General features: G+C 71.9%; 17 protein-coding genes, 1 tRNA gene and 2 pseudogenes. 13 read left to right on the top strand and 7 right to left on the bottom strand.

The features are described from left to right. The first annotated feature begins 3 nt into the window (after positions 1–3). The 3 genes and pseudogenes from JN350_RS17655 to JN350_RS17645 all read left to right on the top strand — a co-directional run bounded on the left by JN350_RS17655 (position 4) and on the right by JN350_RS17645 (position 2,937). Positions 4–804, top strand: a complete 801-nt coding sequence (locus JN350_RS17655) for an ABC transporter permease (RefSeq protein ID WP_205463008.1) — start codon at positions 4–6, stop codon at positions 802–804. A 73-nt stretch (positions 805–877) separates the two neighbouring features. Further along, positions 878–1,825: an ABC transporter ATP-binding protein gene (locus JN350_RS17650; RefSeq protein WP_240347411.1), complete on the top strand. Its 948-nt coding sequence runs from the start codon at positions 878–880 to the stop codon at positions 1,823–1,825. Between the two features lie 12 nt (positions 1,826–1,837). After that, a pseudogene (locus JN350_RS17645) lies at positions 1,838–2,937 on the top strand (calcium:cation antiporter). A gap of 168 nt (positions 2,938–3,105) precedes the next feature. Here JN350_RS17645 and JN350_RS17640 read toward each other — a convergent pair. From JN350_RS17640 to JN350_RS17630, 3 genes are read right to left on the bottom strand one after another with little or no spacing between them, the layout of a single operon-like run. Beyond that, a complete protein-coding gene (locus JN350_RS17640; RefSeq protein ID WP_111084689.1) occupies positions 3,106–3,345 on the bottom strand; it encodes a MoaD/ThiS family protein in 240 nt (79 codons plus the stop codon). A 3-nt stretch (positions 3,346–3,348) separates the two neighbouring features. Then, entirely contained in the window at positions 3,349–4,413 is a 1,065-nt protein-coding gene (gene moaA / locus JN350_RS17635) for a GTP 3',8-cyclase MoaA (RefSeq protein WP_205463007.1), read from the bottom strand. A gap of 5 nt (positions 4,414–4,418) precedes the next feature. Next, positions 4,419–5,426: a glycosyltransferase family 87 protein gene (locus tag JN350_RS17630; RefSeq protein WP_205463006.1), complete on the bottom strand. Its 1,008-nt coding sequence runs from the start codon at positions 5,424–5,426 to the stop codon at positions 4,419–4,421. 305 nt (positions 5,427–5,731) lie between these two features. Between JN350_RS17630 and JN350_RS17625 the strand changes: the two genes are divergently transcribed. The 5 genes and pseudogenes from JN350_RS17625 to pheA all read left to right on the top strand — a co-directional run bounded on the left by JN350_RS17625 (position 5,732) and on the right by pheA (position 9,289). Next, complete coding sequence (locus JN350_RS17625; RefSeq protein ID WP_240347410.1) at positions 5,732–6,874, top strand: hypothetical protein; 1,143 nt, start codon at positions 5,732–5,734, stop codon at positions 6,872–6,874. After that, the gene (locus JN350_RS19945) at positions 6,838–7,260 is read left to right on the top strand and encodes a molybdopterin-dependent oxidoreductase (protein ID WP_240347409.1); all 423 of its coding nucleotides are present in this window, start codon (positions 6,838–6,840) and stop codon (positions 7,258–7,260) included. Before JN350_RS17625 ends, JN350_RS19945 begins: the two co-directional genes overlap by 37 nt. Further along, positions 7,257–7,706: a hypothetical protein gene (locus JN350_RS17620; protein WP_205463005.1), complete on the top strand. Its 450-nt coding sequence runs from the start codon at positions 7,257–7,259 to the stop codon at positions 7,704–7,706. The genes JN350_RS19945 and JN350_RS17620 overlap by 4 nt, the downstream gene beginning before the upstream one ends. Positions 7,707–7,734: 28 nt before the next feature. Next, complete coding sequence (locus JN350_RS17615) at positions 7,735–8,280, top strand: MarR family winged helix-turn-helix transcriptional regulator (RefSeq protein WP_123291838.1); 546 nt, start codon at positions 7,735–7,737, stop codon at positions 8,278–8,280. Positions 8,281–8,333: 53 nt separating this feature from the next. Next, positions 8,334–9,289 (top strand): annotated as a pseudogene (pheA, locus tag JN350_RS17610) (prephenate dehydratase). Between the two features lie 142 nt (positions 9,290–9,431). Here pheA and JN350_RS17605 read toward each other — a convergent pair. Then, the gene (locus JN350_RS17605) at positions 9,432–10,508 is read right to left on the bottom strand and encodes a diacylglycerol/lipid kinase family protein (protein WP_205463004.1); all 1,077 of its coding nucleotides are present in this window, start codon (positions 10,506–10,508) and stop codon (positions 9,432–9,434) included. Positions 10,509–10,580: 72 nt separating this feature from the next. Here JN350_RS17605 and serS point away from each other — a divergent pair, with 72 nt between their 5' ends. The 5 genes from serS to JN350_RS17580 all read left to right on the top strand — a co-directional run bounded on the left by serS (position 10,581) and on the right by JN350_RS17580 (position 13,981). Next, positions 10,581–11,843: a serine--tRNA ligase gene (serS, locus tag JN350_RS17600; RefSeq protein WP_205463003.1), complete on the top strand. Its 1,263-nt coding sequence runs from the start codon at positions 10,581–10,583 to the stop codon at positions 11,841–11,843. Beyond that, positions 11,840–12,703 carry an HAD-IIB family hydrolase gene (locus JN350_RS17595; protein ID WP_205463002.1) on the top strand — a complete coding sequence of 288 codons (864 nt, stop codon included), beginning with the start codon at positions 11,840–11,842 and terminating at the stop codon, positions 12,701–12,703. The genes serS and JN350_RS17595 overlap by 4 nt, the downstream gene beginning before the upstream one ends. Before the next feature lie 88 nt (positions 12,704–12,791). Continuing rightward, positions 12,792–12,879 (top strand) — tRNA-Ser (locus JN350_RS17590). Continuing rightward, positions 12,879–13,421: a GNAT family N-acetyltransferase gene (locus JN350_RS17585; protein WP_205463001.1), complete on the top strand. Its 543-nt coding sequence runs from the start codon at positions 12,879–12,881 to the stop codon at positions 13,419–13,421. Before JN350_RS17590 ends, JN350_RS17585 begins: the two co-directional genes overlap by 1 nt. Then, complete coding sequence (locus tag JN350_RS17580; protein ID WP_205463000.1) at positions 13,418–13,981, top strand: GrpB family protein; 564 nt, start codon at positions 13,418–13,420, stop codon at positions 13,979–13,981. The genes JN350_RS17585 and JN350_RS17580 overlap by 4 nt, the downstream gene beginning before the upstream one ends. 10 nt (positions 13,982–13,991) lie before the next feature. On the opposite strand, the gene JN350_RS17575 is transcribed toward JN350_RS17580, so the two are convergent. The 3 genes from JN350_RS17575 to JN350_RS21225 all read right to left on the bottom strand — a co-directional run bounded on the left by JN350_RS17575 (position 13,992) and on the right by JN350_RS21225 (position 15,200). After that, on the bottom strand, positions 13,992–14,321 hold the full coding sequence (locus JN350_RS17575; protein ID WP_205462999.1) for a hypothetical protein: 330 nt from the start codon (positions 14,319–14,321) through the stop codon (positions 13,992–13,994). A gap of 184 nt (positions 14,322–14,505) precedes the next feature. Then, the gene (locus JN350_RS21230; RefSeq protein WP_461963285.1) at positions 14,506–14,829 is read right to left on the bottom strand and encodes an SDR family NAD(P)-dependent oxidoreductase; all 324 of its coding nucleotides are present in this window, start codon (positions 14,827–14,829) and stop codon (positions 14,506–14,508) included. Beyond that, on the bottom strand, positions 14,814–15,200 hold the full coding sequence (locus JN350_RS21225; protein WP_461963283.1) for an SDR family NAD(P)-dependent oxidoreductase: 387 nt from the start codon (positions 15,198–15,200) through the stop codon (positions 14,814–14,816). Before JN350_RS21225 ends, JN350_RS21230 begins: the two co-directional genes overlap by 16 nt. Between the last annotated feature and the right edge of the window lie 11 nt (positions 15,201–15,211).

The raw sequence follows: 15,211 nt of genomic DNA, 5'->3' as shown, positions 1-15,211 counted from the left end.
CCCGTGGCCTCGCGGGCTGACGGACGGCCACCGGTCGCCTGGTGGCTCCCGCTGCCCGCGGTGCTGGGCGGCCTGTTCGTCGTCGTCCCCGTGCTCGCGATGCTCGGTCGGGTCGACTGGTCGTCGTTCGTCGCCCTCGTCACCTCGACGGCATCGCTGACTGCCCTCGGGCTCAGCCTCGGCACCGCCCTGACCGCCACGGCCGTCGCGTTCGTGCTCGGCTACCCGCTCGCCGTGCTGTTCGCCCGGTCCCGATCACGGTGGGTGGGGATCGCCCGCGCCGTCGTCCTGCTCCCGCTCGTGCTGCCGCCCGTCGTCGGCGGACTCGCGCTGCTGGCGGCGTTCGGTCGCCTCGGCGTGATCGGCGCGTTCCTCGACGACCACGGCCTGCACATCGCGTTCACCACGACAGCGGTCGTCATCGCGCAGACGTTCGTCGCCATGCCGTTCCTGGTGTCCTCGATCGAGGGCGCGCTCCGCGTCGAGGGGGACCGGTACGAGCGGGCCGCCGCGACCCTCGGTGCCGGTCCCACCCGCACGTTCCTCACCGTCACGACCCCGAGGGTCCTGCCCGGCATCGTCTCCGGGCTGGTGCTCTGCTTCGCGCGAGCGCTCGGCGAGTTCGGCGCGACCCTGACCTTCGCGGGCAGCCTGCAGGGGGTCACCCGGACCCTGCCGCTGGAGATCTACCTGCAGCGCGAGGTCGACCCGGACACGGCCGTGGCACTGGCCGTCGTGCTCGTCGTGGTCGCCGTCGTGGTCATCGGCGCCTCGTCGCTCCGGACCCGGGGCGTGGCAGCGTGACCGGGGTCACCGCGCGGATCGTCGTCGAGCGACGAGGGGTCGACGTCGCCCTCGAGGTCGCGACGGGGAGTGCGTGGCCGTCATCGGGCCGAACGGCGCGGGCAAGTCCACCGTGGTCGAGGCCCTCGCCGGCCTGCTGCCGATCGACGCCGGACAGGTGGCCCTCGGCGGCACCGTCGTGTCGGACCGGCGGCGAACCGTCCCCGCCCACCGCCGCCGCATCGGACTCGTCGCCCAGCGGCCCGACCTGTTCCCGTTCCTCGACGTGATCGGCAACGTGGCGTTCGGCCCGCGGGCAGCCGGCGTCCGACGATCAGCGGCCCGTGCTCGCGCGCTCCGTGCCCTGGCGGACGTCGGCATCGACGACCTGGCGGGACGGAGCCCCGACGCGCTGTCCGGCGGCCAGGCACAACGCGTCGCCATCGCCCGGGCGCTCGCCACCGACCCGGCGGTCCTGCTGCTCGACGAACCGACGTCGGCGCTCGACGTCGCCGCACGCGACGAGGTCCGTGCCGCCCTCCGGACCGCGATCGGCGGGCGCCCGAGCGTCCTGGTCACGCACGACCCGGTCGAGGTCGTCGCCCTGGCCGACCGGGTCGTCGTCGTCGAGCACGGCCGGGTCGTCGAGGACGGCACTCCCACGGCCGTGCTCGGACGGCCCACGAGTGCCTTCGCGGCGGCGTTCTCCGGACTCGCGCTGGTGCGCGGGACCGCCACCGCGGGTGGGATCGCGACCGACGGCGGGGGCGAGCTGGCGTCGGGGACGCACGCCGTGCCTCCCGGTCGGCCCGCCCTGGGCGCCTTCCACCCGACGGCCGCGGTGCTCACGCGGGACGGCTCCGGACCGGAGCGCACCGTCACGTCGCTCGAACCGCGCGACGGTCTGGTGCGGGTGCGCGCCGGTGACCTGGTCGCCGACCTGACCCTGTCGCGCGTCACGGCACTCGGGATCGGACCCGGCGACGCAGTCCGCGTGCACGTCCCGGCCTCGGAACTGGCGGTGTACGCGCCGCGCGGTTGAGACAATGGACGGATGACCTCCTGGTTCCCCAAGGCGTGGCCCGTGGCCATCCCGATCCTGGCGGCCGTCGTGCTCGCGTTCTCGTACGGCCGCTACGGACTCGGCACCGTGGTCGTGGCGATCGTCGCGGTCGTGCTCGCCGCCACCGTGCTCGCGGCGGTGCACCACGCCGAGGTCGTCGCACACCGGGTCGGGGAACCCTTCGGCTCACTCGTGCTCGCCGTCGCGGTCACGATCATCGAGGTCGCGCTGATCATCTCGTTGTCGAGCTCCGGTGGTGCTCAGGCCGAGACCCTGGCGCGTGACACGGTGTTCTCGGCCGTGATGATCACGATGAACGGGTTGGTCGGCCTCGCGATCCTGATCGGGACGCTCCGGCACAACACCGTCCGGTTCAACCAGGAGGGCGCGAGTGCCGCGACGATGACCGTGGCCGCGCTCGCCGTCCTGACCCTGGTGCTGCCGACGTTCACCACCGGCACCGACGACGCGTCCTTCACCGGGACGCAGCTCGTCTTCGTCGCGGTGGCGTCGATCGTGCTCTACGGGCTGTTCGTCGTGACGCAGACCGTGGCCCACCGCGACTTCTTCCTGCCGGTCAACCGCTCCGGCGGCGTGCTCACGGAGTCCGAGGACGCCCACGCCGCCCGGCCGACCGGACGCGCGACGATGACCTCGCTCGCTCTGCTCGTCGTCGCGCTCGTCGCCGTCGTCGGGCTCGCCAAGGTCGAGTCGCCGGCGATCGAGGCCGGTGTCGCCGCGGTCGGGTTCCCGCCGTCGTTCGTCGGCGTCGTGATCGCCCTGCTCATCCTGCTGCCCGAGGGCATCGCGGCGTCGAAGGCCGCCGCCCGCAACCGGATCCAGACGAGCCTGAACCTGGCCATGGGGTCGGCGATGGCGTCGATCGGTCTGACGATCCCTCCATCGCGGTGGCGTCGCTGTTCATGCCGGGCACGCTGCTGCTCGGGCTCGGGCCGAGTCAGATCGTGCTGCTCGCGTTGACGATCGTCGCGGCGGTGCTCACCGTGCTGCCGGGTCGGGCGACGCGACTGCAGGGCGGGGTGCACCTGGTGATCTTCGCCGCGTTCATCGTGCTGTCCGTCTCGCCGTAGGGGCGGCGGCCGCCGGGCGGGCGGCCGGGCGGCCGGGCGGCGGCCGGGCGGCGGCGGGCGGGCGGCGTACCTGGCCGGATCGGGCGTACCTGGTCGGAAGTTCTGCCCCGGTACGCCCGGAAACACCAGGCATCGCGGGCGCTCTGGGAAAGAACGAGCGGGGGCCGCTCAGCCGCCGGCGAACGGGGGCATGACGTCGACGACCGCGACCCCATCGAGCGCGGTGGCCCGGTCGCGGGTCGTCACGCCGTCGACCAGGTACGAGCACCGCTCCTGCAGCGCACTCCAGCGCGACGGGTCGGTGGCGGTGACCTCGCGCAGCGCCTCGTCGAGAGTGCCGGCCGCGGTGGTGAGCGTGTCCGCACCGACCGCCGCACGGGCAGCGGCGAAGAACCGGATCGTGGTCATGTCTCAGCCGCCGATCGCGCTCATGCCGCGCGTCGGGTGCACGAGCTCGTCGCTGTCGTCGCCGTGGTCGCGCGGCTTCGCCCACATCGCCCGGCGCCACAGCTCGGTCACCTCGTCGTCGGAGACCCCGGCGCGCATCGGCCCGAGGACGTCGGTCTCCGCGTCGGAGAACAGGCAGCTCCGGACGTTGCCGTCGGCGGTCAACCGGGTGCGGGTGCAGTCGGCGCAGAAGGACTCGGTGATGCTCGCGATGATCCCGACGGTGCCGAGCAGCACGCCGATGCCCGACGCAGCGGCGTGGTCGCGTGCGTGCACCCGGTACCGCTCGGCCGGGGCGCCGTCACGCGGGGCCTCGTCCGGCGTCAGCACGAACGACGACGCCAGCATCGCCCGGGTCTCGGCCGCGGTCACCATCTCGGTGCGGTCCCAGGCGTGGTCGGGGTCGAGCGGCATCTGCTCGATGAACCGCAGCTCGTAGCCCCGGTCGAGGCACCAGCGCAGCAACTCCGGCGCGGCCTCGTCGTTGATCCCGCGCAGCAGCACCGCGTTGACCTTGATGTCGAGGCCGGCGTCGTGGGCGGCGGACAGCCCGGCGATGACCTTGTCGAGGAACGGGCGGCGGGTCACGGTGGTGAACACGTCCGGGTCGACGGTGTCGAGCGACACGTTCACGCGCCGCAGCCCGGCGTCGTACAGGGCCTGGGCGCGGTGGGCGAGACCGATGGCGTTCGTGGTGAGCGACAGTTCCGGGGCGTCGGGCAGCGCGGCGCACCGGGCGATCACGTCGACCAGGTCGTGCCGGAGCATCGGCTCGCCACCGGTGAAGCGCACCTTGCGCACGCCGAAGCGCGAGGACCCGATCCGGACCAGCCGCTCGATCTCGGCGGCGGTCATCAGGGCGTCGTCGGGGGCGAAGGGCAGCCCGGCGGCCGGCATGCAGTAGGTGCAGCGCAGGTTGCACCGTTCGGTCAGCGACACCCGCAGGTCGATCGCACGACGCCCGAAGCGGTCGACGAGCCCGGCGGACGCCGGGTCCACGGTCGTGCCGAGCAGGGTCGCGGGTGCCATGCGGCTCAGCGTACGTGTTCGACGCGCCGGAACGACAGCCGTTCCCACCAGCGTCGCCAGTCCGACCGGCTCGTGCGCAGGAGCGTCACCACCACGATGACGGCCACGGCGGCGAGCAGCCACCACCGGTAGGCGTCCGTCGACGGCCACACCCCGCGCAGCGCGATGGCGAGCCCGATCGACAGCCACTCCCACCGCCCGGACAGCACCACGAACGGGATGAGCAGCAGCGCGTACCAGGGGTAGCGCGGGGTCACGGCGAGGAAGGTGACGCCGATCATCAGGACCTCGCCGGACCACGGCCGCGACGGGTCGGACAGTCGCCACGCGACGAAGGCGGCGAGCAGCACGGCGAGCCCGACCACCACCGTTGCGGCGTCGCCGCGGAAGACCATCGACACCAGAGCGAAGCGCGAGCCGTCCTCGTAGCCCTCCTCGCTCAGGTACCCGGGCAGGTACCCGAGCACGTCGAGCCCGGTCGTGAGCACGTAGGGCACGTAGAGCAGCCCGAACACGGCGATCCCGACCGGGATCGCCCACCAGGAACGCCACCGGCCGAGCAACGGCGGGTACACGATCGCGGGGATGAGCTTCGTGGCCGTGGCCGCTCCGAGCGCGATCCCGCCCCAGATCGGTCGGCCGAACGCGACGAGCACGGCACCCGCGGTCGCGAGCGCCGCGCCGAGGGCATCGACGTGCGAGTTCGTCACGGCCTCGGAGGCCACGAGCGGCGACCAGGCCCAGAGTGCGGCCCACCACGTCGGGCGACCGGTCTTCCGCAGCACCACGACGAGCGCGACGGTGACGAGGAGCGACAGCAGCAGCCCCGCGACCTGGAACGGCATGTACTGCGCGGTCGCCGGCACGAAGGCGCGGACCGCGGCGAACCAGAGCTGCGCCATCGGCGGGTAGATCGTCGTCACGTCGGGGCGGTTGATCGGGGTGCAGTGGCCGTCCGCACCGTCGCCGAGGCCACGGAACCGGGGCTTGAGGTCGTCGCACGTGCCGTTCACCTTGTCCGGGAACAGCCAGTCCGGCCGCAGCCCGGAGAGTGCCGTGGACTGGGGTGTGTGCGCGTACGGTGAGGCTCCGGCATGCTGGACGATGCCGTCCCACGCGTACCGCGCCGAGTCGGTGCTCGTGCTCGGGGGCCGGCCAACGCCGCGAGACCGACCACCACTGCCCCGACCACGACCACGGCGGTCGTCCACCGGGCGGGCACGAACCGCAGCGCGAGCACGGCGATCACGAACACCGTCCAAGCGATCAGCGTCCACGCAACGAATGACGAACGAGTGTCGGATCGGAGGAACCCCAGATGCGTGACGCCGAAGGCGATGACGCCCGCGAGGGCGAGTACTCCGACGACCGCTCCCACGAGGGCGAGGCGGGCACCGGGGCCGACGGCGGAGGACGGTCGGACGGCACGCAGTCGGTCGCTCATGGTCCGTCGAGGCTAGCGGGCGTGCGGCACCTGCTGTTCGAGGCGCGGGCCGCACTGGCCTCGCCGAACCGGAACGCGCGCTCCGCGGTGGTGCTCGGACGACTGCTCGGCATCGCCTTCGTGGTCTGCTTCGGCACCGGCATCTACAGTCACCTGCTGCAGGAGCCCCTCGGCTGGATGCGGTTCCCGACCCGGCCGACGCAGCTCTACCAGTTCACCCAGGGCCTGCACATCACCACCGGCATCGCGATCATCCCGCTGCTGCTGGCCAAGCTCAACACCGTCATGCCCGCGCTGGTGCAGGTCCCGCCGGTGCGCGGCGTGCTCCACCTGTTCGAGCGGCTGTCGATCGCCGTGCTCGTGTCGGCGTCGATCATCCAGGTCACGACCGGCCTGCTCAACACGTACCAGTGGTACCCGTGGCCGTTCCCGTTCCGCCAGGCCCACAACGCGATGGCGTACGTGATCATCGGGTCGCTCGTCATCCACATCGCGTCGAAGCTGCCGGTGATCGCCCGCTACTGGCGGAAGCGCGACTCCTACGACGAGCAGGGCCGGTTCATCGCGGATCCCGCGTCCGGCAGTGAGCTGCTCCCACCCGTCCGGGAGGCCCGCCCCGCGTCCGCCCCGCCGGCTGCGGTCGCCGAGACGGCCGGTTCCACGGCCCCCGGCCTGCTCGGCCGCGTGTTCCGCTGGATCGACGGCGTCGACGCGGTCGACGCAGCCCCGGACCAGCCGACGGCCGACGTGCCGGAGCCGACCCGGGCCTCCCGGTCGGTCGACGAGCGCGCACAGGGCCGACGCCAGCGGATCGCACGACGCGGGTTCTTCGGCGGCGTGACGGCCGCGGTCGTCGGCGTCGTCGCCCTGACGGCGGGGCAGTCCTCGAAGCTCGCCGAACCGTTCAACGTGTTCGGCGCGCGCCAGCGAGGTCTCGGCGCCAACGGCCTGCCGGTCAACCGCACCGCCCGCGCGGCGGGGTGCTCGCCAGCGCGACCGCCGCGGACTGGACGCTGACGGTCGTCGGACTCGACGTGACGCGGACCTTCGTGCGCGCGGAACTCGTCGCGCTCGGCACCACCGAGGTCGACCTGCCGATCTCGTGCGTCGAGGGGTGGAGCCAGATGGCCAGCTGGAAGGGCGTGCGGATGCGTGACCTGCTCGGCGCCGTGCAAGCCGAACCCGGTTCGCACGTGCGCGTCACGAGCCTGGAACGGCACGGCGGCTACCGGATCATGGACATGGGGCCGGAGTACGCCGAGGACCCGACCACCCTGGTCGCGCTCGAGCTGAACGGTTCGACGCTCGACCTGGACCACGGGTTCCCGGCGCGGATCATCGCCCCGGGGCGACCGGGCGTGCTGCAGACCAAGTGGATCGAGAAGATCGAGGTGCTGCGGTGAAGGCCGCACGGATCGTGCTCGTCGTGCTCGGTGTGCTGGTGATCGCGTTCGGCGCCTACGTCCTGGTGACGTCCGTGTCCCCGAAGCGCATCGGCGGGCTGGCCGCCTGGCTGCTCGGCGCGGTGATCCTGCACGACGCGATCCTGTCGCCGTTCGTCGTCGGCGCCGGACTGCTCCTGCGTCGCGCGGGACGGTCGCTCCGGGCGTGGGTGCTCGTCGTGGTGCAGACGGCGATCGTGCTCGGCAGCGTGCTGGCCCTCGTGGTGCTGCCCGAGATCGCGGCGAAGCGGCACGGGCAGAAGAACCCCACGATCCTGCCGTTCGACTACGGCACGCGGTTGCTGATCGTCGAGGGCGTGCTGCTGCTCGTGGTGGTGGCGGTGCTCGTCATCGGGGTGGTCCGGGCGCGGCGATCTGTCGTGCGCGGCTCGCAGACCACTGGTTAAAGCGACAACCTTTCGGTAGGATGCCGACATGACCGACGAGACCCCGTGGCTCACCCGCGAGCAGTTGCGCGCGTGGATGAAGCTCGTGGCCGTCATGGAACTGCTGCCGGCGGCGCTCGACCAGCAGCTCCAGCGTGACGCGGACCTGACGCACTTCGACTACATGGTCATCGCGATGCTCTCCGAGACCGACGGCCGCACGCTGCGGATGTCGGCCCTGGCCTCGGCCACGAACGCCTCGCTGCCCCGGCTGTCGCACGTGGTGTCCCGGCTCGAGAAGCGCGGGCTCGTGACGCGCTGCCCGTCGACCTCGGACCGCCGGGCGACCGACGTCCGGCTCACCGACGCCGGGTACGCCACCATCGTCGAGGCCGCTCCGGACCACGTCCGCACCGCACGCCACGTCGTGATCGACGCCCTGAGCGACGAGCAGGTCGTCCAGCTCGACGGCATCGCGGCCGCACTGCTGACTCGGCTCGACCCCGAGGGGCGGTTCGCTGCCCTGACGTACCCGCGGGACGACGACGACACCGCGATCTGCGAGGCCCGGCTGACCGGCGCCAGCACCGACTGAACGGCGCTGTGCGCCCGGGGCTGCAGGCTCGGTCGTTGCAATAGGCTCGGCCCATGACCGACCCCGCCGCGCCGTCCGACACGTACTCCTACCTCGGACCCGCCGGCACCTTCACCGAGGCGGCCCTGAAGCTCGTCGAGGCCGCGGCAGGCAAGCCGTGGCGGAGCGTCAACAACGTCGGTGAAGCCCTCGACGACGTCATGTCCGGCCGCTCGGTCGGTGCGGTCATCGCGATCGAGAACAGCGTCGACGGTGGCGTCAGCGCGACGCAGGACGCCCTCGCCCGGATCCCCGGCGTGCGGATCGTGGGGAGTACCTGGTCCCGGTCGACTTCGTGCTCGTCGCGCGCCCCGGCACCGTGCTCGCCGACGTCCGCACCGTGAACGCCCACCCGGTGGCGTACGCGCAGACCCACAACTGGCTCGAGGCGAACCTGCCCGGCCACGGTCACATCCCGGCGTCGTCCAACGTCGCCGCCGCGCTCGCCCTGCTCGAGGCGAACCCCACCGCCGACGCCGCCGTCGCACCGCCCGGCATCACCGACCACCACGACGTCGTCGTGCTCGCGTCGTCGATCGGCGACAACGCCTCGGCCGTCACCCGCTTCGTGCTCGTGTCGAAGACGCTGGCGCTGCCCGAGCCGACCGGTGCCGACAAGACGAGCGTCATCGTCGAGCTGCCCGCCGACCACCCCGGCGCCCTGGTCGACATGCTCGAGCAGTTCGCGACCCGCGGCATCAACATGGGGCTGTTGTCGTCGCGGCCGATCGGTGACGAGCTCGGCCGCTACCGGTTCGTCATCGACCTGGACGGGCACGTGCAGGACGAGCGCGTGGCCGACGCCCTGCTCGGCCTGCGTCGGTTCAGCCCGCGCGTGACGTTCCTCGGGTCGTACCCGCGAGCCGACGGCGCGCAGCCCGAGGTTCCGGCGCGCTACTCGGACGCCGCGTTCGTCGAGGCCCGGGACTGGCTGCGTGCGATCGTGTCCGGCGAGCCCGACGCGGGCTGACGCTCGGCGCTGTGCTGCCGCGCGGCGCTGTGCTCGTCGGTCGGTCGGTCGCTGCTGCTCGGTGCGAGGTTGATCACTCCGTGCGCCCGAACAACCTCGCACCGAGTGAGCAACGCCGCACGGGCCGCACGGGCCGCGCCGCTCAGCGCTTGCGGCCGCGCACCCAGCTCGGCTTCGGCTCGACCGTCGGCACCTTGACGGTCAGCGAACCGGGGTCGATCCGCGCACGGAACGCCGTGATCTCGCCCACGGGGTCGCCGTCGATCTCGAACTCGTCGGGCTTCTCGAGCCGCAGCGTGAACTCCTCGCCGCGCATGTAGCGCAGCGGGCGTTCCTGCTTCGCCGCCGTCGTGATGCGTCGACCGATCAGGGTCTCGGAGAGGGCCGAGCGCCGGAACCAGCGCAGGATCCCGTTCTCCCAGAACACGCGGGCACCGATCCGCACCCAGCCGAAGAAGCCGCGGGGGCGCATCACGACGATGTCGAACACGCCGTCGTCGATCTCGGCGTCGGGCAGCAGCATCGCGTTCGCCTGCAGCATGCCGCAGTTGCCGACGATGACCGAGTGCGCACGCACCGAACCGTTGCGGGCCGACTCGTCGAGCCGGTACTTGAACTCGAACCCGTCGGTGTCCCGCACGGAGCGCAGCAGCGAGTCGAGGTAGGCGAGCCATCCGACGCGCTTCTTCAGCTCGGGGCGGGTGTTCGCGATCATCCGGGCGTCGAGCCCGAGGCCCGCCATCACGACGAAGCCGAACTGCTCGCGGGCACCGTCGGGCCGTTCGATGCCGATCAGTCCGAAGTCGATCGCCCGGTCGTGCCCGGAGAAGATCGTGCGGGCACTGCTGGCCAGGTCGTCGAGGGGGAGCTTCATGTTGCGGGCGAGCAGGTTGCCGGTCCCGCTCGGCAGCAGCGCGAGTGAAGCACCGGAGCCGTGCACGACCTCGGCGACGGCGCGCACGGTGCCGTCACCACCCGCGGCGGCGATGACGTCCGCCCCGGCGTCGAGTGCTGCGCGTGCCATGCCTCCGCCCGGGTCCTCCTCGGTGGTCTCGAACCACAGGGTCTCGGACCAGCCGGCCTCCTGCTGGTGCTGCTCGACGGTGGCCTTGAGGGTGGGCAGGTGGACCTTGACCGGGTTGTAGACCACGGCTGCCGTCCGGTGCTCGGTGGGGAGGGCGTCCTGGTCCGCGGGCGCGGTCTCCGAAGGGGTCGACATGCGACCAACGGTACCGACCGGACGCTGCGAGCGGCGGGTTCCTCCCCATGTCGCCGCCTCTAGGATGGAGCGGTGATCGATCCCCAGCTGCTTCGTGACAACCCGGACGTCATCAAGGCCTCGCAGGAGTCCCGCCGTGCATCCGTCGCCGTGGTCGACGAGGCCGTCGCCGCCGACGCCGCCCGACGCAGCGCGATCACCGCGTTCGAGTCGCTCCGCGCCGAGCAGAACGCCTTCGGCAAGACCGTCGCCAAGGCCCCGAAGGACGAGAAGGCCGCGCTCGTGCAGCAGGCCCAGGCGCTCTCGGCTCGGGTGAAGGAAGCCCAGGCGACCGTCACCGCGGCCGAGGAGACCTTCAACTCCGTCGTGCGCGCCATCCCGAACGTCGTGCTGCCCGGCGTCCCCGCCGGTGGTGAAGAGGACTTCGTCACCCTCCGCACCGTCGGTACCAAGCCCGAGTTCGACTTCGAGCCGAAGGACCACGCCGACCTCGGCGAGCACCTCGGCATCATCGACATCCCGCGCGGCGTGAAGGTCTCCGGGTCGCGCTTCTACTTCCTGCGCGGCCTCGGCGCACGGCTCGAGATCGCGCTCATGTCGCTCGGACTCGACCGCGCCATCGCCGCCGGGTTCGAACCGCTCATCACCCCGACGCTCGTCCGCCCCGAGACGATGGCGGGTACCGGCTTCCTCGGTGAGCACGCGGCCGAGGTCTACCGGCTCGAGGCCGACGACCTGTACCTGACCGGCACGAGCGAGGTCGCCCTCGCCGGCTTCCACGCCGACGAGATCCTCGACATCGAGAACACCGCGCACCGTTACGCCGGCTGGTCGACCTGCTACCGGCGCGAAGCCGGTTCAGCGGGCAAGGACAACCGCGGCATCCTGCGCGTGCACCAGTTCAACAAGCTCGAGATGTTCGCCTACGTCCACCCGGACCAGGCCGAGGCCGAGCACGAGAAGCTGGTGTCGTACCAGGAGCAGATGCTGCAGGACCTCGGGCTGCACTACCGCGTGATCGACGTCGCCGCGGGTGACCTCGGCACGAGCGCGGCGAAGAAGTACGACATCGAGGCCTGGGTCCCGACGCAGGGCACCTTCCGCGAGCTCACCTCGACGTCGAACTGCACGACGTTCCAGGCCCGTCGCCTCGACATCCGGTACCGCACCGAGAGCGGCAAGACCGCCCCGGTCGCCACCCTGAACGGCACCCTCGCGACCACCCGCTGGATCGTCGCGATCCTCGAGACCCACCAGCAGGCCGACGGCTCCGTCGTCGTGCCCGAGGTGCTGCGCCCCTACCTCGGGGGCGTCGAGTTGATCGAACCCCGATGACCTCCCAGGGGCGGTTCGTCGACGGTTCAGCGCAGGACGCGGGCGCCGGTGCTCCCGCCCGCACGAAGCGGTGGCTGGTGGCGCTCGACATCGACGGCACCACCATGCGCGAGGACGGCGTCATCACCGAGGCGGTGGTCGCCGCCGTGCGCGATGCCGAGGCCGCCGGGCACGAGGTCATGCTGTCGACCGGCCGCAGCGAGGGCATGACGGTGCCGCTGCTCGAGACGCTCGGCATCGAGCCGAAGTACCTCGTCTGCGCCAACGGCGCGCTGACCCTGGCCCGTCGTCCGGACGGGTCCTACGAGCGCATCCACGTCGAGCACTTCGACCCGAGCGACGTCCTGCAGACCATCCGTGGCGCCCTGGAGAACGCGGCCTTCGGCGTCGAGGACGAGACCGGCCACTTCCGGTTGTCCGAGAACTTCCCCGCCGACACCATGACGAACGCCGGCGAGCTGGTGCCGTTCGAGCAGCTGCTCACGGTCGAGGCCACCCGCGTCGTCGTGATCTCGCCGGAGCACGGGCTCGAGGAGTTCCTGCAGATCGTCGAGGACATGGGCCTGCACAAGGTCTCGTACACCGTCGGCTGGACCGCGTGGCTCGACATCGCACCCGAGGGCGTGACGAAGGCCACCGCCATGGAACGCGTGCGCGAGTGGCTCGACATCCCCCGGTCGCGCGTCTTCGCCGCGGGCGACGGTCGCAACGACATCGACATGCTGCGGTGGGCCTCGACCTCAGGCCGTGGCGTCGTGATGGGCCAGGCGCCCGACGACGTCGTCGACGCCGGCAACGAACTCACCGGTGGGGTGTCCGACGACGGCCTGGCAGCGGCGCTCGACTCCCTGCCGCGCTGACCCCGGCATGCGCTGACGCGCACGGCGGACGGGAGGCCCGTTAGACTTCCCGGGACGCGGTCACGTCTCGCCACGTGGTCGCGTCACTGGAGGGTTGTCCGAGCGGCCGATGGAGCCTGTCTTGAAAACAGGTGGGCAGAGATGTCTCGTGGGTTCGAATCCCACACCCTCCGCCATGGACACCCGGTTGCGCCTGCTCCGCGTCGACGACGCGGCGACGCTCGCCGCCGTCATCACCGCGAGCGCCGAGCACCTCCGACCGTGGGAGCCGTCCCGGGCACCGGCGTACTTCACCGAGCAGGGCCAGCACGACGTCATCGTGCAGTCGCTCGCTGCGGAGCGTGCCGGTACCGCGGTCCCGTTCGTGATCGAGTCGACCGACGGTGAACTCCTCGGGCGCATCACGCTGAGCGGCATCACCCGCGGGGCCCTGCAGTCCTGCGCGATGGGGTACTGGATCCGCGCTGACCGGCTGCGCCAGGGCCACGCTTCCCGCGCCGTCGCCGCTGCTGCTGCCCACGCGTTCGACGTCCTCCGACTCCACCGCGTCCAGGCGGAGACCCTTCCGGAGAACATCGGGTCGCAGCGTGCCCTCGAGTCCGCTGGCTTCACCCGGTACGGTTTCGCGCCGGAGTACATCACGATCGACGGAGCATGGCGCGACCACGTCATGTTCCAGCTCCTCGCACCACCGCCTGCCACGCGGCGCACTCGATGATCGAGGTCGTCGAGTACCAGCCGTCGTGGCCCGAGCGGTTCGCGGTGTTGCGGGACGCGTACGCCGCGGCTCTCGACGCCGCCGGCGCTCGGTACCGCAGCATCGAACACGTCGGCAGTACCTCGGTACCCGGCCTGGCAGCGAAGCCCGTCATCGACGTGGACATCGTGGTCGATCCCGAAGAAGTCGCGGCGGCGGTCGCAGCGCTGGCCATGATCGGGTTCGAGGCACGGGGAGACCTCGGTGTCCCGGACCGGCAGGCCTTCCGGACACCGGAGCGCTTCGCCCCGAGCAACACCTACGTCGCCACCGCCGGATCGCTCTCGCTCCGGAACCACCTCGCCGTCCGCGACGTGCTGTGCGCCGACCCGGTCCTGCGCGAGGAGTACGCCGCCGTGAAGCGCCGGGCGGCCGCCGAGGCCGAGGACATCGACGACTACATCGAGCGGAAGAGCGGCGTGCTCAGCCGCGTCCTGGCTGCCGCAGGCATCTCCGTCGAGGAGCGCGCCGCGATCGCCGAAGTGAACCGCGACATCACCGACAGAGGCGCCCGCGGCTGAGCCGTGGCGCTCACGGCGCGAACGCGGGCGGGTACGGCATCAGGAGGTGGCCCTCGGTGAGCGGCATCAGCGCCGCCATCCCGACGAGGGAGCCCGTGAGCAGTGCGACCGCGGCGAACCACCACGCCGACCGACGGTCGCGACGGGCGCGTCGGGCGGTGAGCAGGAGCAACCCGAAGCCGATCGCGTGCGCCAGCACCACGACGGGGAGACCGAGTGACAGGGCGCCCTCGTTCGGGTGAGCGTAGTCGTCAGCCGAACGCCGGTTGTCGACGTCCGACGCGAGGTACAGCCAGAGCCACGTGGCGTAGCCCGCGACCGTCCCGAGCGCCGCCGTCACCCAGAAGGCCGTAGCGCGCCCGCGGGATGTCCACCCGCCGCGCTGCCGAGCAGACGCTTCCCCGCCGTCATCGGGCCAGGGTACCTGCAGGGCGAGGGAAGTCGCCTGCGGTGACTGACGGTCCTGGTTCGCGCATCCCGGTGTTCGCGAACCAGAACCGTCACCGCCCCGACGAGAACGAGCCTCAAGCGGTCGCGAGCGCCGGGTAGAGCGCGGTCAGCGGCGCACTGAGCCCGGCGCGGACGTCACGGCTGACCTGGTCCGCCAGCACCTCGTGCTCGCCGGCCTCGACGGCGTCCCAGATGAGCCGAACGATGTCGGCCGGGTCGGACTTCTCGACGTCGAGCCCCGCGGTCATGCCGGTGTCCGTGTAGCCGAGGTGTGCGCCGACGACCTGGGTGCCCTGGGGTGTGAGCTCGAGGCGGAGCGAGTTCGTGATGGACCAGAACGCCGCCTTCGATGCCGAGTACGCACCGGCGAGGGCGATCCAGCTCAGGGCCGAGTGCACGTCGACCAGTGCGCCGCCGCCGATCGAGGGGCGAAGGCCTTGGCGACGCGCAGCGCGCCGAAGACGTTCGTGGCGAAGATGCGCTCGACCTCCTCGACGGAGGTGTCGACGAGCGGGTCGGCGCCGGCGATCCCGGCGTTGTTCACGACGATCGTGGTGTCGGCTGCGGCGCGGGCTGCGGCGTCGACGCTCTCCTGACTGGTGACGTCGAGGGCGAGCGGCACGATGCGCTCGTCGTCCCAGGTGCGCGGGGTGCGGGCGGTCGCGTAGACCTTGGCGGCGCCGCGGTCCAGGGCCTGCTGGACGAACTCGGCGCCGAGGCCGCCGTTCGCTCCGGTGACGAGGACGATGGCGTTGGTGAGGTCGGTCATGAGGGGCTCCA

The sequence above is a fragment of the Curtobacterium sp. 24E2 genome, assembly GCF_016925595.1.
In the GTDB taxonomy this organism is placed as follows: Bacteria; Actinomycetota; Actinomycetes; order Actinomycetales; family Microbacteriaceae; genus Curtobacterium.
This window is presented reverse-complemented; position numbering and strand designations above follow the sequence as displayed.

Excerpts from the sequence above, each read along its gene's own strand:
- JN350_RS17605 (WP_205463004.1), bottom strand. The coding sequence starts at position 10,508 with ATGTCGACCCCTTCGGAGACCGCGCCCGCGGACCAGGACGCCCTCCCC.
- JN350_RS17585 (WP_205463001.1), top strand. The coding sequence starts at position 12,879 with ATGGACACCCGGTTGCGCCTGCTCCGCGTCGACGACGCGGCGACGCTC.
- JN350_RS17640 (WP_111084689.1), bottom strand. The coding sequence starts at position 3,345 with ATGACCACGATCCGGTTCTTCGCCGCTGCCCGTGCGGCGGTCGGTGCG.
- JN350_RS17580 (WP_205463000.1), top strand. The coding sequence starts at position 13,418 with ATGATCGAGGTCGTCGAGTACCAGCCGTCGTGGCCCGAGCGGTTCGCG.
- JN350_RS17625 (WP_240347410.1), top strand. The coding sequence starts at position 5,732 with ATGCGTGACGCCGAAGGCGATGACGCCCGCGAGGGCGAGTACTCCGAC.
- JN350_RS21225 (WP_461963283.1), bottom strand. The coding sequence starts at position 15,200 with ATGACCGACCTCACCAACGCCATCGTCCTCGTCACCGGAGCGAACGGC.
- moaA (WP_205463007.1), bottom strand. The coding sequence starts at position 4,413 with ATGGCACCCGCGACCCTGCTCGGCACGACCGTGGACCCGGCGTCCGCC.
- JN350_RS17595 (WP_205463002.1), top strand. The coding sequence starts at position 11,840 with ATGACCTCCCAGGGGCGGTTCGTCGACGGTTCAGCGCAGGACGCGGGC.
- JN350_RS17615 (WP_123291838.1), top strand. The coding sequence starts at position 7,735 with ATGACCGACGAGACCCCGTGGCTCACCCGCGAGCAGTTGCGCGCGTGG.